Origin of the sequence: Lysinibacillus sp. FSL M8-0216, assembly GCF_038595555.1 — a bacterium.
GTDB classification, from domain to species: Bacteria; Bacillota; Bacilli; order Bacillales_A; family Planococcaceae; genus Lysinibacillus; species Lysinibacillus fusiformis.
In genome coordinates, this window is sequence record NZ_CP152007.1 from 418021 (window position 1) to 439483 (window position 21463).

The 21463-nt window shown below is 37.6% G+C and carries 17 protein-coding genes; 10 read left to right on the forward strand and 7 right to left on the reverse strand.

Annotation, left to right across the window (positions count from 1 at the left end; all coding sequences use genetic code 11):
- Positions 1-10 precede the first annotated feature (10 nt).
- A complete protein-coding gene (locus tag MKX57_RS02010) occupies positions 11-766 on the reverse strand; it encodes a glucose 1-dehydrogenase (protein ID WP_342550709.1) in 756 nt (251 codons plus the stop codon).
- A gap of 193 nt (positions 767-959) precedes the next feature.
- Here MKX57_RS02010 and MKX57_RS02015 point away from each other — a divergent pair, with 193 nt between their 5' ends.
- Positions 960-2093, forward strand: coding sequence for a LuxR C-terminal-related transcriptional regulator (locus tag MKX57_RS02015; RefSeq protein WP_089985962.1), 1134 nt, complete (start codon positions 960-962; stop codon positions 2091-2093).
- 318 nt (positions 2094-2411) lie between these two features.
- On the forward strand, positions 2412-2960 hold the full coding sequence (locus tag MKX57_RS02020) for an RNA polymerase sigma factor (protein ID WP_008176154.1): 549 nt from the start codon (positions 2412-2414) through the stop codon (positions 2958-2960).
- 113 nt (positions 2961-3073) lie between these two features.
- Here the strand turns inward: MKX57_RS02020 and MKX57_RS02025 are convergent, their stop codons facing one another.
- The 5 genes from MKX57_RS02025 to MKX57_RS02045 all read right to left on the reverse strand — a co-directional run bounded on the left by MKX57_RS02025 (position 3074) and on the right by MKX57_RS02045 (position 7397).
- Positions 3074-3520, reverse strand: a complete 447-nt coding sequence (locus MKX57_RS02025) for a MarR family transcriptional regulator (RefSeq protein ID WP_008176151.1) — start codon at positions 3518-3520, stop codon at positions 3074-3076.
- A gap of 23 nt (positions 3521-3543) precedes the next feature.
- A complete protein-coding gene (gene spx / locus MKX57_RS02030) occupies positions 3544-3948 on the reverse strand; it encodes a transcriptional regulator Spx (RefSeq protein WP_008176149.1) in 405 nt (134 codons plus the stop codon).
- A gap of 412 nt (positions 3949-4360) precedes the next feature.
- Positions 4361-5926 carry an ABC-F family ATP-binding cassette domain-containing protein gene (locus tag MKX57_RS02035; protein WP_008176147.1) on the reverse strand — a complete coding sequence of 522 codons (1566 nt, stop codon included), beginning with the start codon at positions 5924-5926 and terminating at the stop codon, positions 4361-4363.
- 34 nt (positions 5927-5960) lie between these two features.
- Positions 5961-6146, reverse strand: coding sequence for an SE1832 family protein (locus MKX57_RS02040; RefSeq protein WP_342550710.1), 186 nt, complete (start codon positions 6144-6146; stop codon positions 5961-5963).
- Between the two features lie 204 nt (positions 6147-6350).
- Positions 6351-7397, reverse strand: a complete 1047-nt coding sequence (locus MKX57_RS02045; RefSeq protein WP_008176144.1) for a hypothetical protein — start codon at positions 7395-7397, stop codon at positions 6351-6353.
- A gap of 221 nt (positions 7398-7618) precedes the next feature.
- Between MKX57_RS02045 and MKX57_RS02050 the strand changes: the two genes are divergently transcribed.
- The 5 genes from MKX57_RS02050 (at position 7619) to MKX57_RS02070 (ending at position 14992) form a co-directional block, all read left to right on the forward strand.
- On the forward strand, positions 7619-8464 hold the full coding sequence (locus MKX57_RS02050) for an oxidoreductase (protein ID WP_089985963.1): 846 nt from the start codon (positions 7619-7621) through the stop codon (positions 8462-8464).
- Positions 8465-8583: 119 nt separating this feature from the next.
- Positions 8584-9138 (forward strand): NADPH-dependent FMN reductase, encoded by a 555-nt coding sequence (locus tag MKX57_RS02055; RefSeq protein ID WP_008176141.1) that lies wholly within the window; start codon positions 8584-8586, stop codon positions 9136-9138.
- A gap of 112 nt (positions 9139-9250) precedes the next feature.
- On the forward strand, positions 9251-13033 hold the full coding sequence (locus MKX57_RS02060) for an AAA domain-containing protein (RefSeq protein WP_342550711.1): 3783 nt from the start codon (positions 9251-9253) through the stop codon (positions 13031-13033).
- Between the two features lies 1 nt (position 13034).
- Entirely contained in the window at positions 13035-13784 is a 750-nt protein-coding gene (locus MKX57_RS02065) for a hypothetical protein (RefSeq protein WP_008176137.1), read from the forward strand.
- Between the two features lie 137 nt (positions 13785-13921).
- Entirely contained in the window at positions 13922-14992 is a 1071-nt protein-coding gene (locus tag MKX57_RS02070) for a glycosyltransferase (RefSeq protein WP_043990087.1), read from the forward strand.
- A gap of 238 nt (positions 14993-15230) precedes the next feature.
- On the opposite strand, the gene MKX57_RS02075 is transcribed toward MKX57_RS02070, so the two are convergent.
- Positions 15231-17420 carry a DNA topoisomerase III gene (locus MKX57_RS02075; RefSeq protein WP_096363472.1) on the reverse strand — a complete coding sequence of 730 codons (2190 nt, stop codon included), beginning with the start codon at positions 17418-17420 and terminating at the stop codon, positions 15231-15233.
- Positions 17421-17794: 374 nt separating this feature from the next.
- On the opposite strand from MKX57_RS02075, the gene MKX57_RS02080 reads away from it, so the two are divergent.
- The 3 genes from MKX57_RS02080 (at position 17795) to MKX57_RS02090 (ending at position 21457) form a co-directional block, all read left to right on the forward strand.
- A complete protein-coding gene (locus tag MKX57_RS02080; protein WP_043990086.1) occupies positions 17795-18412 on the forward strand; it encodes a TetR/AcrR family transcriptional regulator in 618 nt (205 codons plus the stop codon).
- 120 nt (positions 18413-18532) lie between these two features.
- Positions 18533-19675, forward strand: coding sequence for an acyl-CoA dehydrogenase (locus tag MKX57_RS02085; RefSeq protein ID WP_008176128.1), 1143 nt, complete (start codon positions 18533-18535; stop codon positions 19673-19675).
- A gap of 147 nt (positions 19676-19822) precedes the next feature.
- The gene (locus MKX57_RS02090; RefSeq protein WP_342550712.1) at positions 19823-21457 is read left to right on the forward strand and encodes an AMP-binding protein; all 1635 of its coding nucleotides are present in this window, start codon (positions 19823-19825) and stop codon (positions 21455-21457) included.
- Positions 21458-21463: the final 6 nt, after the last annotated feature.

Sequence of the window (21463 nt, forward strand, 5' to 3'; positions counted from 1 at the left end):
ACCTTAATATTTATTTTGCTGTTGCTCCACCATCAATAACAAATTCGGCACCTGTTGAGAAGGAAGATTCATCAGAAGCTAAGAACAGCACTGTTTGAGCCACTTCTTTTACAGAACCTAAACGTCCTAATGGGAATAAGTTTTTTCCTAATTCATCTTTAGAGCTTCCAGTTGTTGCAGATGCATAATCGGCCATTCCTGTATCGATATAGCCAGGGTGAATAGAGTTTACGCGTACGCCATATGGGGCATATTCCATTGCTGCATCTTTTGTCATAATGCGCACAGCACCTTTACTAGCGCCATATAAAACATGTCCAGCAGCACCTGTTAAGCCTGCAATGGAAGATGCATTAATGACAGAGCCTTTATTTTGTTTAGCCATAAGCGGCATGATATGTTTCATACCAAGGAAAACACCAGTTACATTGATGGACATTAAGCGATTCCAGTCAGAAAGTTCAATTTCCGGTAGTGGTTTAATTATATAAATGCCTGCATTGTTGAAAAGGATATCAACTTTATTAAATGTATGAATGGCTTCATCTGCAACTTTTTTCCAATCGTCTTCATTGCTAACATCATGACGTACAAATAATGCTTCGCCTCCAAATGCTTGGATATCGCTAACGGTTTCGTTCCCAGATTGTTCATTTATATCAGTAATGACTATTTTTGCTCCTTCTTTCGCAAATAATAGTGCAGTTTCTTTCCCGATGCCTGTACCTCCGCCTGTAATAACGGCTACTTTATTTTCCAATCTCATTTCAAGCACGCACCTTCCATTATTTCTGGTTATATGGTTACCTTAGGATATAAAAGTATTCGCTTTATTTTAGCGATACCTTCATCTTACTCCTTTCAATTTGAAATACTATCCTATAAGATGCTGTATAATATAGTGAGTGAGTATCCTCCATTTATAGGGGGACTTTTAGTATGAAGGAGAGGAATTTCCTATGACACACTCATTTCAATCCTTTGAAGAAATGACACTTCAAGAATTTGTGTTATTCATCAAAATTCATAGTAAACAAATTGAAGAGAATACGAATATTTACCTCAATCTAGAACCTTCTATTGCTGAAGCCGATCGAGAAAGAGTGGCAATGCTACTGGATTCGTTTCTACGTTTAATGACGCATACGAATATCGAAGAGCTTCATGATGATTTTAGAAGTTTTTTTAAGACATGGCTTCAATCACAGTTATCCATTATCGATACGAGAAGCTTTCTTCTATTCCAATTGATTTTAGAGAAATCATTGATCACTTTTATGATTCAGCAGAAAATTAGTCGAATGAATGCCATACTAATGTATGTATTATCGATTTTTACATTTTTAGTACAGCTTTATTGTGATGCCGAAGTAGATCATAAAAATAGTCGTAGAACTACCCCTGAAAATGAAGAGTTGAGACGGCTGCAATTGTTGGATAAACTTGATAAATTGCTTATCAGTTCCTCTGGTTATCAGGATTTAGCTTATATCTTAAAGAAATGTGAAGAGTATTTTAGTTACAAAAGATGTGTATTTTATGCCTATGTGCCATGGTCCAATCAATTTTACGGGGTTATTGGTGCAGAGCTTCCAAAGGTTCAAAGCATGAAAGGGGAGCTGACCGGTGAAAATACAGTCCTTGGCTCAAGAAAACCTATCTATTTAAAAAACCCCAAAAATTATGTGAAGGAAGAACATATACAATTATTTAATTTATCGTCGATTATATTTATCCCAATTATTCAACAGGATCAATTATTTGGTTGGCTGACATTTGATCAGCTAGGTGAAGAATTTGATTGTACAAAGGATGAGTTATTGTTACTTGAAGAGGTAGGGAAGCGGTTGGGGTTATTTTTATCACGTAAGGGTGAGAAGGTTGAAAAGAATACAGAACTTCACTTAACAGAAAGGGAGTCCATGATTTTAGGTTTGCTTGCAGAGGGATATGACAATAAAAAAATTGGGGGATTACTATTTCTAAGTGAGCATACGGTAAGAGATTATGTAAGTAGTTTAATGACAAAGCTCAAAGCTAAAAATCGAACACAGGTCGTTGCTTCCGCTTTTCGTTTAGGGCTATTAAGCTAGCCAAGGGAAATAAATATGTAATCCGTTATATGAAATATATCTGCTTACTTTAAAAGTGATTGTTAAAGTGGCGGATTTTTAATTTTCCGATAATAATTATTATTTAAAATATAGCAATCAAAATAGAGGTTTAATGTTATAGAGCCGTGTTTTACAGGCTGAGTAATATAGTAGTAAAACATTTTTTACGAATATTACAAGCAAAAGCGTTTAAGCTTACACGATTGTAATGAAATTGAAAGCCAATACGATAGAGTGTAATACATTATTTTGCGAGAATGTGTATAGAAGCAAGAACAAGAAGCGGAGGCATACACAATGAATGAAAAATTAGAAGGCGTATACGAGGAATACAATCGTTATATATATCACTTATGTTTAAAACTAACTCGCAATAATGTAGAGGCTGAAGATTTAATGCAAGAAGTTTGGGTAAAGGTCGTGCGCTATGAAGACAGCGTAGCTGAAGTAGAGCATATTAAGGCTTGGCTTACAACTATTACAATGAATACTTTCAGAGATCGCTATCGTAAAAAGGTTCGTCGCAGTAAATATATGATGAACCAACCTGAAACATTAGACGTACCGATATTAGATTTGGTTCCCAATAATGAAATTTCGACAGAAGAAAAGGTTGAAAAGGATATTGTCACAAAACTCGTACAAGATAAAATGGAGCAATTAGATGGCATTTATAGAAAGACTTTATGGTATTTCTACATAGACCAATATTCACTTGCAGAAATTTCTACGATTATGAAAGTTTCCATTGGTACTGTGAAATCCCGTTTATTCCGTGCAAAGGCTCGATTAAAAGAAATGCTTATGTCAGATACGGCCATTGTGGAATCTGTGCTACCAGCATGATTAAAGCTGATTGGTCGCACACCATACGTACTTAGACGGAAGTATTCAGTCGACTAATCTAAAAAAAGATGCATTCGCATATAATTGCGATGCATCTTTTTATTGTTAAGACTTTATTCTGGACGATTGGATTCAACATCCAATAGACATTTTGAAAAAATAGTGCGCAATGTTTGCAGTTCTTCAGCAGTGAGCATTCCAAACATATTGTTGATAATTTCACTCACTTGTTGGCGAGACTCTTTTAAGATGCTCTCGCCCTCAGAAGTAATAACGAGCTGTGATGCTCGTCGATCTGTAGCGTGCTGTGTTTTTTCAATAAAGCCAGCGTTGATAAGCTTCGTTGTTAAAACGGTGACGCCACCTGTCGTTACCTTTAACCGCTCAGCAATAGCAGAAGGGCGTTTCGGGCCCTCCTGCGATAAGTAGTCTAAAATTAAAATATGGGATTTTGAAAAGCCGAGCGCATTATGATTATTCCACTCGTTCGCCCACTTACGCTCAATAGATGAAACAACTTCAAACAACGAGGTAATGGCTTTTTGTTTTTCTTGATCCATAGAAGGTCATCTCCAAAACTGTTTTAACTTTCTTGTGCCAATCTTGTCATCGCATTTAATTCGTAAGCACGTACTTTGCGCGGGATAAAACGGCGGATGTCCATCTCATTGTAACCAACTTGAATACGTTTTTCATCTATTAAAATAGGGCTACGTAACATTCTTGGATGTGCTTGAATAATAGCAAATAGCTCCTGAATAGAAAGTTGGTCGATATCGATATTTAAGTTTTTAAAATCATTCGAATTTGTTGCAATAATTTCATCTGTTCCATCTTCAGTCATGCTTAAAATTTCTTTAAACTCTGCAAGTGTAAGTGGATGAGAAGTGATACGTTTTTCTTTATATTCAATATTGTGATCTTTTAACCATTTAAGTGCTTTTCTGGATGAAGAACAGCTCGCTTGTGAGTAAATTGTAACTGTCATTCTTCATTCCTCGCTTTCTTTTTTAGATTATATTTTATAAATATCTTATTAGTAAGGTAAATTGTTTATATATATATATCTTACTAGTAAGCTATATATAAATCAATAGCTATTTAAAAAATATCTATAACACCATGATTTTTTTCAGGTATATTAACATATACGAAGATCATCATAAAAAGTTTCATTTTCACAGCTTACAATGATGTAAGTTTAGGGAAATTGAGTAGGGACTACATGAAGCATAGGCTTGTCCAAGAGGAGAGAAATGACAAGCTAAAAAATATCAGTCCACTAATTATAGTATGTTTAAATGAGCAGAATTATACATAAAAGCTTAAAATTATTTGTGGATTTTCGTAAATAGAAAAAAGGGTGGTCCCAAATGATATTTGAGACTACCCTTTTAGATTTATCCTTGTTGTCCAGATGTGAACCAATCTTGGACATCCCAGACCTTCGTAGCGAGACCTTCATAGAAATCAGGTTCGTGACTTACGATTACAATAGTGCCTTTAAATTCTTTCATCGCACGTTTTAATTCATTTTTTGCATCCACATCTAAATGGTTCGTTGGTTCGTCAAAAAGAAGCCAGTTTGCCTCTTCCATCATTAATTTACATAAACGAACTTTCGCTTGCTCTCCACCCGATAATGAATTCAGTGGACGTGTAATGTGATCAGTCTTTAAGCCAGCCTTCGCTAAGGCAGCACGTACTTGTGCTTGTTCCATTGAAGGGAAAGCATTCCACACATCATCAATTGGTGTGATTTTTTCCGCTTTTACTTCTTGTTCGAAGTAAGATGGATAAAGGTAATCTCCTCGAATCACTTTGCCATTTAGAGGATTAATTTTACCAAGCATTGTTTTCAATAATGTTGATTTACCTACACCATTCATGCCGACTAAAGCGATCTTCTCTCCTCGTTCAATAGCAAAAGTGAGTGGGGGAAGTAATGGCTTGTCCTTATCATAACCAATCACCAAATTTTCAGCCTCTACAACATAGCGACTTGATGAACGTGCTTCTTTAAAACCGAACTCAGGCTTTACAGCAGTTTCTGGGCGATCAATTCGCTCTAAACGGTCAAGCTGCTTGGCACGAGATTTAGCACGGCCAGTAGTAGAGTATCGCGCTTTATTTTTGGCAATAAAATCCTCTTGCTTCTTGATGAATTCTTGTTGTTTTTCATACGCGTCAATATGCTGACGCTTATTGATTTCAGCAAGCTCTAAGAATTTTTCGTATGTTGCTGTATAACGAGTTAGCTTTGAAAATTCAAGTTGGAAGATGACATCCACCGTCTCGTTCATAAATTCTGTATCATGCGAAATTAATAAGAAGGCATATGGATAGTTCTTTAAATAGTTTTTTAGCCATGTAATATGTTCTTCATCAAGATAGTTTGTAGGCTCGTCTAATAATAGAACTTTTGGTTTTTCTAATAACAACTTAGCTAGTAAAACCTTTGTACGTTGACCACCAGAAAGAGCAGCCACATCTCGCTCCAAGCCAATAGCATCGAGCCCAAGCCCGCGCGCAACTTCTTCAATTTTCATATCGAGTGAATAGAAGTCACCTGCATCTAACGCATCTTGAACTTCAGCCATTTGCTCTAATAGAACTTCTAATTCTTCAGGTGTAGCTTCAGCCATCTTACCTGTAATTTCATTGAGTTCCTCTTCTTTTTTATACAAGGGTAGAAAAGCGTCACGCAATACATCGCGCATCGTTCTACCAGCTGTGAGTACTGTATGTTGATCTAAATAACCATAATGTGTACCAGGGAGCCATTCCACTTTTCCCTCATCATGAATTGTTTGACCAGTGATAATGCCCATTAAAGTTGATTTACCTACACCATTTGCCCCAACGAGTCCAATATGATCACCCTCTACTAAACGAAACGATACATCTTTAAAAAGTGTACGATCTCCGAATGAATGACCTAAATTTTCTACTGTTAAAATTGCCATATATGTTCCTCCAACTGTCTTTCAAGTTTACATTTTATAGTTCTGCAAGTTGCTTATTCAGCTCTGCAAGCTTCGATTCCATATTTGCAAGACGTTGCTCTGCCTGTGCTACTTGTTCGTTGTGTCCTGTAGACTCAAGTTTTTCAATATCGCCTTGTAAATTGATATAGTCCATTTTTAATTCTTTAATTTGATATTCTAAATCATTTTTGGTTGGCATGATGGTTGCTCCTTTTTTAAGAATATTTGTATAGCGAATGCGTGTAAAAAGCGATGGGGGTTTTATTGATCCCCCACCGCTTAGTCATTAAAATCAATCGGGAACTGAAAAAATTTGAACTTACATAAGTCCCAACTTTTATAAGATGAGATGCTAAAGTGAAAATTTCTTATATATTGTATCATAATCGTCTTTGAAGTAGCACTAAGTAGAAGCGATATTATGACGATCATAAGCAAAGTCTAAAAGTAGTTCTAAGAGTGTTTCATTATTACTAACGAGATTGAGCTGGCGTTGTTTTTTTACGGCACGTTCACTGCGTGCTTCATGTAAAAGAAACTCCATAACAGCATTTTGTATTTGTGATTGTTTCATTTTACGACCTAGCCCTAGATGAATAAAACCGTTCTGTTCTCTTGGGAAAGCATGTAATAGCTCTGCCTCCGATTGTGCAAGCGTAATGCATGGCACACCATAAGAGGCAATTTTGTAAGGCGTATAATTGGCATTGCAAATAATAACATCTGCTTTTGGTAAAAGTTTGAGAAGTGCGTTTTTATCACGAAGGATGGCTGTGTTGCGACGACTTAAAACCATCATTTGCAAGTCGTCTATAGCATGGCGGTAGCTGTCGTCAATCATAACTGTAATTTGTAGTGGAATTTGGAGCTGTGTTAAGTGTCGAAGTGTACGATAGGTTAAATTATGCTCGTCCCCATCTTCAAAAGCTACAACGATATGGGGAGGATTTTCAGGTGTTTTGCTTTCAGGTCTATCGCTAAAGTTTTGATAGTCTTCGGGTAGTGCAAAAACAAAGCTCCCGCCAATATAATGAGACGGTAAATAATCTTTTACCTCGTGATAGAGTGCTAGTAGTACACAGTCACAGGCTTGACCACCTTCACCAAAATCATCAAAGTGAATAATCGTTTTGCAGAAAGGTCGTAAATCCTGTACTTGTAAAGCCTCGGAATTGCGGCCATCTCTGACAATTAAATCTGGCTGAATGCCTTTCATTTGCTTAGGAAGTTCATTAAAATGATCAAATAAAACGGGGGTTAGACCCTCATTCATTAAAATTTGAATCCCGTCATTTGAAGGAGTTTTTACAAATATAAAAACCTTCTCATTCGTCAGTAGTTTAGCTAATGTTGAAACCCGTTCAAAAGGATACAGCCCTTTATCAATACAGCTTTCAATAATGAAAACAATCGTTTTTTTCGGTACTATTGCTTGCGTTTCGTTTTGCAAATGTATCCCACCCTTTCTCTGTCTCTTTAAATTATGGCGAAGAAAGAGCAAGTATGTGTAAAATTTAGGATTTGATCAATGATCTTTTTAAATAAATCTTTCAAATAGCTATCTTATAGGTACGATAAATAACTTTTAATCATTAAAAAAGTGGTCGATATATATAGTGAGTTTATTAAGATACATAACAAAGATGGTGATGATGAAAGGAGGGAAGAAATATGGGTATGCGTGCTGCAATTGTAGTTGGAGCAACAGGATTAACGGGCTCCTCTCTAGTAGAGCAATTATGTGAAAATGATGAATATGTATCCGTGACAGTAATCGCGAGAAGAAAACCAACTTTTAAGCATCCCAAGCTAGAAGTGAAAATTTGTGATTTTGATAGGTTAGAGGAACAAGATATAGCATTTGCGCATGAACTATATTGCTGTTTAGGCACAACTATAAAAAAGGCAGGTTCTCGAAAGGTGTTCGAAAAGGTAGATTTTGAATATCCTTTAGCGATTGCTTCATTGGCGAAGAAGCGTGGGATTCCCCATTTTCTTGTCATCACTGCAATGGGTGCTAAAGAGAGTTCTCCTTTTTACTATAACCGAGTTAAAGGAAAGCTAGAACATGATTTAATGGAGTTGGGCTTACAGCAGCTTTCTATTATTCGACCTTCACTCTTAGTAGGAGAACGGAATGAATTTCGTTTAGGGGAGAAGGTAGGAGAAAAGGTATTAAAACTAGCCAAGCCATTGTTAATAGGACCACTAAAGCGATTTAGAGCCATTGAAGCCTCTCAAGTAGCAAAGGCAATGATGATTATTGCGCTACACGGTAAGCAACAACCAGTGACAATTTATCCTTCTCATGAATTAGCAATATTGGCATTTCCGGAAACGGTAGAAGAAGATGTTTCGAGGGAGACATTATTTAATTGGGATAAAATTAAAAAAGCAGATTCGCTTCATGAAGAGGATAAGGTTAATCGCAATGTAGTGATTGATCGTGAGAAATATACTATCCACGATAAGGTTGTCGATGAAGAAGTTCGTTTTCGACCATATGATAAAGAGTAATTTTTCTTGCTTTCCGCCTAAAGACTGAATTTCTTGCTTTCCTCATTCCTATTCTTTCCGAGCCACTTTTCATTTGTTACAATATTATTGTAGAAGATGAATGTGGAGGCAAAGTAAAGATGAAAATTTTACTCGTTGATGGCACGATGTTTGGTCGAAAAACCGGTGCTATTTTAGAGCAAGTGGAACAATATATTAAAGAATTAGATGCGAGTTTCGATTTAGAAATGATGCATTTTAGTGAATATAAACATCAAATTGTTGATGGCTCACCATTAAATGAGGATATGAAGAAAATGATCCAACAATTTGAGGAAGCGGATGCTTATATTATTGCAACGCCAATTTTCCAAGCATCAATTCCGGGCGTTTTGAAGAATGCATTTGACTTCCTACACCCTAAAACAATGCGCTATAAACCTGTATCTATAGTTGCAAATGGCGGCACATATCAACACCACCTAGTTGTAGAAAATCAATTAAAACCTATTTTAGACTACTTCCGTGCTCTTGTTACACCGAACTATGTGTATACACATACATCCCATTTTGATGCAGATAATCATATTGTGGATGAGGATGTTCATAGCCGCTTACGTGAATTAGCGCGTGTATTTGTTCAATACTGTGAGATGAGCAAGAACTTACCGAAGGAAACAATCGATCAACATTAATAGTACCCTTGCACGGTGGTAAGAAATCACTGTGCAGGGGATTTTTCTTTGTAAGTATTCTTTTAGTATGTGATAAAATAAAACTTTAGTGACACTGGAAGGAGGGCTGCTCATGCAGGACATCGCTTTACTAGAAAAACAACGCTGTTGTCTTATTTTGACTAATAAGGCAAAGGAAGCGGTAGAGGAATGCTCAGCAAACGAGCATGCCTTTTTTGCGTTACAAAGATCTTTTACAGTCTACATTGAAAAACGCAAAGCAAAAACAGTGGGTGAAATATTTTTATCTATCTATTTTAATGCTGAAGACAATGAAAAATTAAGTGATAGTATTTCCGAGAAAACGGTGATTATGGACTGTGTATTAAAGCTGGAAGGGTTGCTAGCGACAAATATTCGTTTTGTGCATATGCGAGGGCCGATTAACACAAATCGCCGTTTAGCAGCAGCACTGGAATTTGTTACAAAGCCTAATAACGGAGCAGGCGTTCCACTTGAGCTTCATACGAAAATTAGACAGCTACCGATTGCGGAAGAACGGACTGAATATGTAAAAAAACGTATTGCTAGCTGGGAAGGTTATTTAAAAATACAAGAACGCGATGCGACTATTGACGATATTCATAGTGAATTTAAGCAAAGCTATTTCAATGAAGACTTTACACGCTTAACGCTTGTTTGTCCCTACATAAAGAATAAGGAATGGAAGCAATTAGAAGGCTTGAGTGTTAGTATTCAAGGTGTCCGTGGTGAAATAGGACAAGTGTTGAAGACTCATGCTGGAAAGCAAACAGTTGAAATTGATTTAAAGCCTTTTACACAAGAATTAGCTCGCAAGGATCAGCTTAATCTTCGTTCGAAACAAGCGAGCTTCAGCAACTTTGCAACATTAAGTCAAATTAGAAGATTACGTAATGGCTTTACCAAGTTAGAAAAGGGCGAGGCTGTTAATCCTAATTTAGAGACGATCCTATTTGAAAAACGTCCTTCTGTACGAGCATCGAAGCTACAAGAAGATATTGAATTTCATAATAATTTAAATGAATATCAAAGACGAGCGGTTTTAGGCGCTTTATCCGTTGAAGATTTATTTGTCATACAAGGTCCACCTGGTACAGGGAAAACAACTGTCATTTCAGAGATTTGTCAGCAAAATGTGAAAGCTGGTTTAAAAACACTTGTTGCATCTCAGTCAAATCTAGCGGTAGATAATGCTTTAGGACGGCTTCTTTCCAATCAAGAAATTCGAATTTTACGCTATGGTAGAACGGAAAGTATTGAGGAAGAGGGAAAAAAATTTATTGAAGAAAATGTAGCTCTGCAGTGGCGTGAGCAAACATTGACAGCAATTGAAGAAGCAATCTTGGTCTTTCCTGAACGTGAGCAGACGTTCAAGGACAATTTGACCAAAGCAATAGCTGAGCTTGAAAAATTAGAGTTATGGCTTGAGGAATTGACGCAGGAAATGGCCGCTAAAGAGCAGGCTGCTATTGAAGAACCAATTTTACAGCAGGAAATTCAGGCGTTAAAAAAAGACTTAAAAGCTGCCAAAACAGAGCAACAGACATATGAAGCTCAAAAAGAACATTATGAGAAGCAGCTCGCACAAATACAGCCCATTATACAGCAGCTTGAACAGACACTTGCTGATCATCCTTCAATTGAAAATCTACAGCTTACCATTCAAGAGACTTCACAAAAAGTGGAGCAATTAGAGGCAGCTGTTCAATATAAAGAATTGCTGGAGCAAAAACAGCAATTAACAGTTCAATTCCAAGATATACAAGAAAAATATGAAACAGAAAATAATCGTCTCATCATCATGAAGGAAGCGCAAAAGTATGTCCATACATTGACGTCCTATGAGCGTATCCAACGATATTTACAGCATTATCAAATTCGTCCTTCTCATGTCCTTTCGCAGCAAATGAATCGAATACAACATCTAGAGGATGCAAAAGATTTAGAGGCATGGTCTACCATTAATAGTCGTCTCCAAAAAGCCATTGCAAAGCTAGAGGCGTTAGTGACGGATGAGGTGAAGGAGCAAGCGCAAGCAAAAAGAAGATTACAGCCTGTGCAATCTTTTTCTTTACAAAACCTTACAGGTGTATTTGCTCAATTAAACAAGGCGTTTCAAGACGATCAAACGCCTGCCATTCATGAAATTGAAAGCTATTTGCTGGGGCTCTATATGCGTCGTGATTTTGTATGGCAAAAAGGAATGGCACTAAAACAGCAACAAGACCATAAAGACGAAGAATACGAGTCATTCCGAAAAAATCTTGTTAGTTTACTGCATCAAGAGTGTGCCATTACAAGCTTTGATGTACAAAGCATTCAGCGGCAATTGCAGCCATTTATACAGCATACAGAGCGATTACAACAGCTAGCAAGCAACTTCCTATTAGAAGAAGTACCAGAGGAATCCGTTGAATATTTAAAAATTCTTAAGGGACAATTACGAGAGTCTCTTCAGGAAGCCAATCAGCAACTAGAACGAGTTGAAAAGGCTAGAGTTCAATTAGTACCAAAACAAGCTTCACTTCAAACCGTACAAGCTAGCTTGGAGGAAGTAGACCTACTGCTATCACAGATGGAAGAGCGGTTAAAGGAAATCAATGTTGCGGGATTGAAAAAGGAAAAGCAATTGGCCACATTCACAAAGCTATTGCAGTCGACGCCAGAGCGAACAGCAGAAGAGGTTAGAGAAGCTATTCAAACTTCAAAGCAAGCTATTGAAGATTTACAGCGTCAGGAAAAACAACTACCGCTTCGAAAAAAATTGCAAGAGCAATGGCGAGAAAAACTACAAAACGCTACTGAATATGATTTAGATGAAATTAGAAAATTGTATGTACGACATGCAAATGTTATTGGTACCACATGTGTAGCTTCGGCGAGTAAAGAGTTTATGGAAAATTACCCAACCTTTGATGTTGTCATTATTGATGAAGTCTCAAAGGCAACACCGCCAGAATTATTATTACCAATGCTGAAGGGGAAAAAGGTTATTTTGGTAGGGGATCATCACCAGCTACCACCCCTACTTGGTGACGATACATTGGAGGAAACATTGAAGGCGATGCTAGAGGAAAATCCAAATTTTGAAGGCGCACAAGAATTGAAAAGTTTACTACGTGAATCATTATTTGAGCGCTTATTCAATAATCTGCCTCAAACCCATAAGCAAATGCTAGCTCTTCAATACCGCATGCATGAAAAAATTATGCAAAGTATTACCCCATTTTACGCGCAAGAAGAAAATGGCTTGCAATGTGGCTTGCCAGACTCAGATTCGGCGAGAGATCATGGCTTAGAGGGACAATTTGTCAAACGTGATGACCATTTATTATGGATTGATATTCCAACTGAAAAACCTTATTTAGAGGAACAGGTAAAGGGAGGCACAAGCCGTTATAATGAAGGGGAATTACAAATAATTCGTCGTATTTTGCTAGATCTAAATGATGCAGTGAAGGCAGCAAAAGAAGCAGGGCGTATGCCACAGGATGCCTTGAAAAGTGTTGGAGTCATTAGCTTCTACGGTGAGCAAGTGAAGAAAATAAATCGTCTCCTACAGCAGGAGCTACAGTTGCCGCATTTACAATTTAGAACGGGGACAGTTGATAAATTCCAAGGTATGGAGATGGACGTAATTCTCGTCAGTATGGTTCGTAATACACCAAAAGGTGGAGATATTGGCTTTGCAAGAGATTATCGTCGCTTAAATGTAGCTCTATCCCGTGCTCGGGAGTTACTACTACTTGTAGGAAGTGCAGACATGTTTGCGAAACGTGCAAAACATCAAGATACAAGAGATATGTATGCCCAGTTATTAAATACTGTAAAATCCTACGAAGGCTTGCGTAATCATGAAGGATTGGTGATGTAGAGTGTCAAAATTACAGCAACGATTAATGCGTGAGCTGCAACAAAATCGCAATATAAAAATTGTCAAAACTGCTGAATGGTGTATTCCAATTCGTACAGTGGATGTAACGTACGAGCCAGTTCGCCGTTCCACGATGGATGTCTTAATGACCATGCTGCTACTGAGCATTCAAGAGGCGGATTTTGGAAATGTGGAAGAATTGAGCGAATTATTGCTTGTAGATCCATTATTTATCGAAGACCTGATGTCTTTAATGATTCGCGTAGGTCTTATGAAAAATGAGGAAGGCTTCTTTAAGCTAACAGAAAAAGGACAGCAACAGCTTGAACAAGGTATCTTTGAAGAGGAGCTTGAGGTAGAAGCATCCACTCTTTACTTTAGTCCTTGTCATCAATCATTTTTGACTAGTGATGTAAATAATGATGAATACGATGAGTTACCAGAGCTTTATCGTTATGTAGATAAGGAAGCTGAACAACAGGAGCAATTTGATGAATCACTCATTATAGCTGCCTTACAAGAAGTGGATAAAGAAGACACAGGCAACTCACAAAGAATAATCGCAAGAGTTGTTGAAGTAGAAGCCCAACAAATTAATGATAGTCCATGCTTAGAATTTATCCTTTACGATAAGGAGCAAGATATACTATTTGTTCGTGTGTGGAATATGTTATTAAATCAATGGGACCACTGTCTAGAACAACAACTTACTGATAAAGAACAATTGATGTGGCGTGAGCAATATTTATAGAACGAAAAAACGAGCGTGGATAGCGTTCGTTTTTTTTATTTCCCATGTCAGCCCTAAAAGTGAGATGATATCGAAAAATTGTTTTGATAAATGGATGAACTAGCATAGTATATTACTACATGATAAGGAGGGGACAGATGGTATCGATTAGTTTATGTATGATTGTTAAAAATGCACAATGTACGATTGAAAGATGCTTAGATTCGGTTCGGCATATAGTGGATGAGATGAATATTATTGATACAGGCTCAACTGATCGTACAAAAGATATTGTCCAAAATTATACCTCTCGCATTTTTGATTTTCCATGGTGTGATCATTTTGCAAATGCACGCAATTTTTCCTTTCAGCAGGCAACAAAAGATTATATTTTATGGCTAGACGCAGACGATATTATGACAAAGGAAAACCAACATAAATTATTACTACTAAAGCAATCATTGTATCCAACGGTTGATACCGTCACTATGGATCATTACCTAGTACTAGATGACGATGGGGTAGTGGAGTGCAGTGAGCGAAAGTATCGTCTAGTAAAAAGAGGCAATCACTTTCAATGGCAGGGCGCTGTCCATGAATATTTAAAGGTATCTGGTCAGCACCTTCACAGTGATATAGCTGTCACACATTTACCGTTAACAAAGGATATTCATCGCAACTTATGTATCTACGAAGGTTTAATTCAAAAGGGACATACTCTTTCAGCAAGGGATTCATTTCATTATGCAAATGAATTAAAGCTGCATAACCGTTATTTAGAAGCCATAAATCAATACAATACATTTCTAGATAGCGAATTAGGTGCTACAGATGATCGCATTGAAGCATGTTTGCATATAGGGGAATGCTATCGATTGTTACAGGATGATCATCACGCTCAACAAGCTATTTTACAATCTTTTTTGTATGATCGACCAAAGCCAGAAGCATGTTGCCGAATGGGCCAATTTTTTATGGAGCAATCAAAACATAAAGAAGCTATCTATTGGTACTCCCAAGCTTTGCAACAAGCTTCCGTCGATTCAATGACTATTCAAAAACGAGCTTACTCAACATGGCTACCTCATTTACAACTAAGTCTGTTATATAGGGAGTTACGGTTATTCGAAAACGCCTATCAACATAACCTAGAGGCACGAAAATGGAAACCTAATCATTCAGAAATCAAAGAAAATGAAAAATATCTACTCAGTCGCTTAAAGATATAAATCTCTATTAAGGGAATGGTACATCAATAAACAAGACATAAATAGCTTGACCAATTAACACAGATACACCAACAACAATCGTCATAAAAATCACATTACGAGGCCTAAAATTTTTTGCTTCCATTAAAAACCTCCTTTTATATATAGAATATTCAGTTAATTCAAGATATGTTTAGTGGATTTGAGTATGCATAATAAAAGAGCAAATTCACATTCGGTGTGAATTTGCTCTTTATCGTTAATCTAACTTTAAACCTTTTAAGGCTTCCGCAAGTGCATTGTTTACAGGTTCCTCATTATTTTGCTGCTTTAAGTATTTTTGTACGGAACGTTTATCAACCTTGCCTCCGCCTTCTTTTTTCCGTCTTGCTTCAAAGGCAGAAAGTTTTTCACGATAGCCACATTTACATACAAAAATTTGGCCATCCCCTTCACCACGTAATTCTAATTTCTTCTTACATTGCGGACAGCGTGCATTAGTAGTACGTGACACATTTTTACGATGGCCACATTCGCGATCCTGGCAGACAAGCATTTTACCTTTTTTGCCATTTACCTCGAGCATTGGTTTACCGCAATCTGGACAAGACTTAGTAGAAATATTGTCATGTTTATATTTTTTATCACTGCCCTTAATTTCCGTGACAATTTCTTTTGTATAGTTTTTCATTTCATTAATAAATACATCTTTATTGAGCTTGCCCTTTGCAATAAGTTCAAGCTTTTGCTCCCACTCTGCTGTGAGGGCAGGGGATTTTAATTCCTCTGGCACTAAATCCAGTAATTGACGGCCTTTAGAAGTAATATAAATATCCTTGCCACCGCGTTTCTCAATTAAGAATGAATTGAAAAGCTTATCAATAATGTCAGCGCGTGTTGCCACTGTACCAAGCCCACCAGTAGATTTTAATGTATCTGCTAACTTTTTATCATTAGTCGCCATATATTTTGTCGGATTTTCCATGGCTGATAATAATGTTGCTTCATTAAAACGAGCTGGTGGTTTTGTTTGACCAGATGTTTCAGCAAGCAGTTTAACTTTTAGCACATCTCCCTTATCAATGCGTGGAAGTATTTGCTCCTTCACATCATCTGCTGTGTCCTCATCATCAAAGCGATGTTCATATACTTCCTTCCAACCAGCGGATAAAATTGTTTTCCCACGAGCAATAAAGCTTTCATCACCAATCTTTGCACGCAGCGTTAGTTGCTCATATTCGAAAGCAGGAAGTAACACAGCTAGGAAGCGTTTCACGACAAGGTCATAAATTTTACGTTCCTTATCTGAGAATGCAGAAAGATTCACATAGCCCTCTGTTGGAATGATTGCATGGTGATCAGAAACCTTACTATCATCAACAAAGGCTTTTGTTGGTTTTATCGGTTTAGCTAGTAATTTATTAGCGATTGGGCGATACTCACCAATACCACATGCCTTTAAACGTTCAGGTATAGTAGCAACGATATCCTGAGAAATAAAGCGGGAATCCGTACGTGGATAAGTTAACACTTTATGTTGTTCGTAAAGCTTTTGCATAATATTCAATGTTTCCTTCGCAGAGTAGCTAAAGATTTTATTGGCATCACGCTGCAGCTCTGTTAAATCATAAAGGCTTGGTGCATATGATTTCTTAGGTTTTTTTTCAATGTCTGCTACGGTAGCATTGCTATTCCCAAGCTTTCTCACTAATGTTTCTATTTTTTCTTTATCAAAGCTGCGGCTATTACCATTTCGATCCTGCCAAGTAAGCTTTAAATGATCCGTTGTTTGAGCTTCTATACCATAATAAGTTTGAGCTTTAAAGTTTTTAATTTCATCTTCACGAGAGGCAATCATCGCTACTGTTGGTGTTTGTACACGACCACAGTTCAATTGTGCATTAAAACGGGTAGTTAAAGCACGTGTAGCATTCAGTCCAATATACCAATCTGCCTCAGAGCGGGCTACAGCCGAAGCATAAAGATTATCATAAGCCTTCCCTGGTTTTAGATTAGCAAAGCCATCTTTAATCGCTTTATCAGTTACAGATGAAATCCATAAACGTTGAAGTGGCTTTTTGATTTTTACTTTATCAATAATCCAACGAGCTACTAATTCACCCTCACGTCCGGCATCAGTAGCAATAATGATATTATGAACATCGTTGCGAATAAGCTGGCTTTTGACCGCATTAAATTGCTTTCCTGTTTGTTTAATGATCGACAGCTTTAAGCGTTCAGGTAGCATGGGTAAATCTTCAAGATTCCACGTTTTATATTTCACATCATAACTCTCTGGGTCAGCTAGTGTGACAAGATGTCCAAGCGCCCAAGTAACAATGTATTTATCTCCTTCAAGGAAGCCATTTCCCTTTTTATTACACTTCAGTACACGCGCAATATCACGTGCTACAGAAGGCTTTTCAGCAATTACTACGCTTTTTGCCATTGTTAACACCCTTTCATAGTTCCATGTTAATAAATATAGCATAGGTTGAGGGGGTTAGCAGTTGAACAGCAGTGGAAAATGGTTTTAATGGATAAAGAAAAGCGGATATAAAAAATTGTCATGAATTTGAGTTGGATCACATATGGTATGTATGTGTTTGTGGTTCTTTAAATTCTGTTTAATGTTATTTTTATGCTCGTTTTAAAAGGAAAAATCTATTTGTTGCTAGACACCAAATTTTGAGAATGCTATATTTATATTGTCATAGTATTTTTATAATTAGGAAAAAAAAGAATACTTTTATGAAAGAGAGTTGTTTTTCCTGATTATAAGGGGTGATGGAGTATAGAGCTAGATGAAGGATGATAGGGCCTATGGTAAAGAAAACATTAAAGCAAAGAATTGTAGAGGCTTCAGTTGAGCTGTTTCAGCAGGATGGTTATCACAATGTAACTGTTGATCGTATCGTTGAATATATAGGGGCATCAAAGGGTGGATTTTATCATAATTTTAAATCAAAAGATGAATTGCTGTATGAAATTCATGATGTCTTTATTTCGTATGTTATTCAACAATCACAGGATGCATATGACAAATACGGCACGCCCATTACACGGTTATGTGCGATGCTACAAACGCTGACACAAGTATTTGATATGTATCAAGCGCATATTACAATCTTTTATGAAGAAAGTCGTTCACTCTCAGAGGAGTATAGTGAGATTATTCATAAAAAACGAGATCATTATCGGGACATCTTGCAAAAAGTGATAGCAGAAGGCCAAGAAACGAAAGTTTTTCGTACAGAATTGCCTTGTACCATTGTTACGATGGCGATTGTGGGGATGATTAACTGGACATATAAATGGTTTAAGCAATCTGGGCCATTAACTATGGAGCAAATTACAGATGTTTTTACCGACATGGTATTGCGTGCGATTGTGACAGAACAAGCAATGGATGAAGCAAAGCAATTTATGATAAAGGGGTAGCCAGTAGAAAACACTGGTTTTATTATTTGCTTTTACAAACCGACTAGTCGGTATTTACTTGAAGTAAATTATCTTTGAGCTAAATCTACTATGGCAAATTTGACATTAGGGGGATTAGGGATGAATTTTGAATTAACAAAAGAGCAAGTGATGATTCGAGACATGGTACGTGATTTTGCTGAGAAAGAGATTAAACCGTATGCTCGTGAGGTTGATGAGACATCGACGATGAGAATAGAAAGCTTTAAAAAGATGGCAGAACTAGGCTTATTGGGTATCCCATTTCCTGAAGAATATGGTGGCTCAGGTGGTGATACGGTGTCCTACGCTTTAGCTGTAGAGGAAATTGGCCGTGCATGTGGGGGCACGGGCTTAAGTTATGCAGCTGCTGTTAGCTTAGGAGCTTCGCCAATTTACAACTTTGGTACGGAGGAGCAAAAGCAGGAATTTCTTGTTCCATTGGCAAAGGGTGAGACATTAGGATCATTCGGTTTAACAGAGCCTAATGCAGGTTCAGATGCAGGCGGTACACGCACTACAGCCGTCATTGATGGAGATGATTACGTTATTAATGGAGAAAAATGCTGGATTACCAATGCAGGATACGCTCGACAAATTATTGTAACTGCGGTGACTGGTAAACGTGAGGATGGCAAAAAGATTATTTCTTCTATTATTGTGCCAACGAATACTCCAGGTGTAACGATTAATTGTAACTACGACAAAATGGGTGTCCGAGGTTCTAATACATGTGAGATTGTTTTACAAAATGTTCGCGTTCCTAGAACCAATCTATTAGGCGATGAAAAGCGAGGATTTAGCCAGTTTTTAAACACTTTAGATGGTGGTCGTATTTCAATTGCAGCTCTTTCTGTCGGAATTGCACAGGCGGCTTATGAGAAGGCACTGAAGTTCGCAAAAGAACGCGAGCAATTTGGTGCACCTATTTCGAAGCTACAGGCCATTCAATTTAAATTAGCAGATATGGCGATGGAAATAGAGCTTGCTCGTACGCTTGTACATAAAGCGGCATGGCTAAAAGATCAAAAGAAACCATTTGGTAAAGAAGCAGCAATGGCTAAATTATTTGCTTCTGAAATGGGCTTCCGTACGTGTAATCAAGCCATTCAAATTCATGGCGGTTCTGGATATATGAAAGAATACGATGTAGAACGTCATTTACGTGATATTAAATTAATGGAAATTGGTGAAGGAACATCTGAAATTCAACGTCTTGTTATTTCTCGTTTAATTGGCTGTTAATGATTTTCAACTCATTGTGTCTGGGATCAGCTTTGTGCTGCATAGAGCACTTCTTTCTGATACCGAGACACCTGCTGAAAAGTAGCTTAAATCCGCATTCATCTCATTGCTGAAAGAAGTTTAATAGCATAAACAAGGGGGATCTTCATGGCAGAGCTTGTGTATCAAACAATTGGTCAATTGCTAGATGAACAATCTAAAAAGTACCCGCAGAACGAGGCTTTGGTCTATGCTGATAGAAATTTCCGAATGACTTATGAGCAGCTAAATCGTCAAGCGCGATTGGTAGCAAGGGGCTTAATGGCTTTAGGAATTGAAAAAGGAGACCATATTGCTGTATGGACGACCAATGTTCCTGAGTGGGTACAGCTTCAATTTGGTACAGGGAAAATGGGAGCTCCAATCGTTACGGTAAACACTAATTATCGAGCTAGTGAGTTGGAGTATTTATTAAAGCAGTCTGATGCCAAAACGATATTTTTAATTGAAAATTATCGAGACCATTCTTTTATCCATACACTTCAAGAGTTATGTCCGGAGCTTGAACATTGTGAACCAGGTAATTTGCAATCAAAGCGACTACCTTTATTAAAAAATGTTATTTTAATCGGCGAGACTAAGTATCCCGGTGTATTAAATTGGTCCGATGTAGTAGCAGCGGCTGATCAGATGACCGAGGAACAATTAGAACAAAGAGAGCAATCTCTTCATTATGATGATGTGATTAATATTCAATATACGTCTGGTACAACAGGTTTTCCTAAAGGTGTGATGCTTACACATTTTAACTTAGTGAACAACGCGGTCAACATTGCAGAGTGTATGCGGTTAACAGCAGAGGATCGCCTCTGCATACCTGTTCCATTTTTCCATTGTTTTGGCTGTGTTATTGGAACATTAGCAATTACAACTAGTGGTGGAACGATGGTGCCAGTACAAGAATTTTCACCTGAAGAGGTGCTAAGGACGGTTCAGCAAGAAAAGTGCACAGCATTACATGGCGTACCAACGATGTTCATTAGTGAGCTTAATTTACCGAATTTTGAGTCTTTCAATCTTTCAACTCTACGGACAGGAGTCATGGCGGGCTCTAATTGTCCGATAGAGGTAATGAAAGCAGTGATTGAGAAAATGGGTATGACAGATATTACGATTTGCTATGGTCAAACAGAATCATCCCCAGTTATTACGCAAACGAGAACGGATGACCCGTTAGCACTAAAGGTGGAGACGGTTGGCCGTGCCTTACCAAACTTAGAGGCGAAAATTGTAGTTCCTGGGACAAATGAGGAAGCACCTACAAATGAACAAGGCGAGCTATGTACAAGAGGCTACCATGTAATGAAAGGCTACTATAAAAACCAAGAGGAAACCGATCTTGCCATTGATCAAGATGGCTGGCTGCATACGGGTGATTTGGCAACAATGGATGAAGCGGGCTATGTCCGTGTAACCGGTCGTTTAAAAGATATGATTATTCGCGGTGGTGAAAATTTATATCCTCGTGAAATGGAGGAGTTTCTTTATACACATCCGAAAATATCAGATGTTCAGGTTGCTGGCGTTCCTGATCCTGTGTATGGGGAGGAAGCGGCAGCTTGGATTATTTTACGAGAAGGTGAGCAGGCAACAGAAGAGGAGATTCGAGAATATTGTCGGGATAAAATCTCTAGACATAAAATCCCAAAACATATTTTCTTTATCGATCATTATCCAATGACTGCTTCAGGAAAGGTTCAAAAATATAAATTACGAGAAGATTTTGTCATGACCGTCAGATAAGGAGGG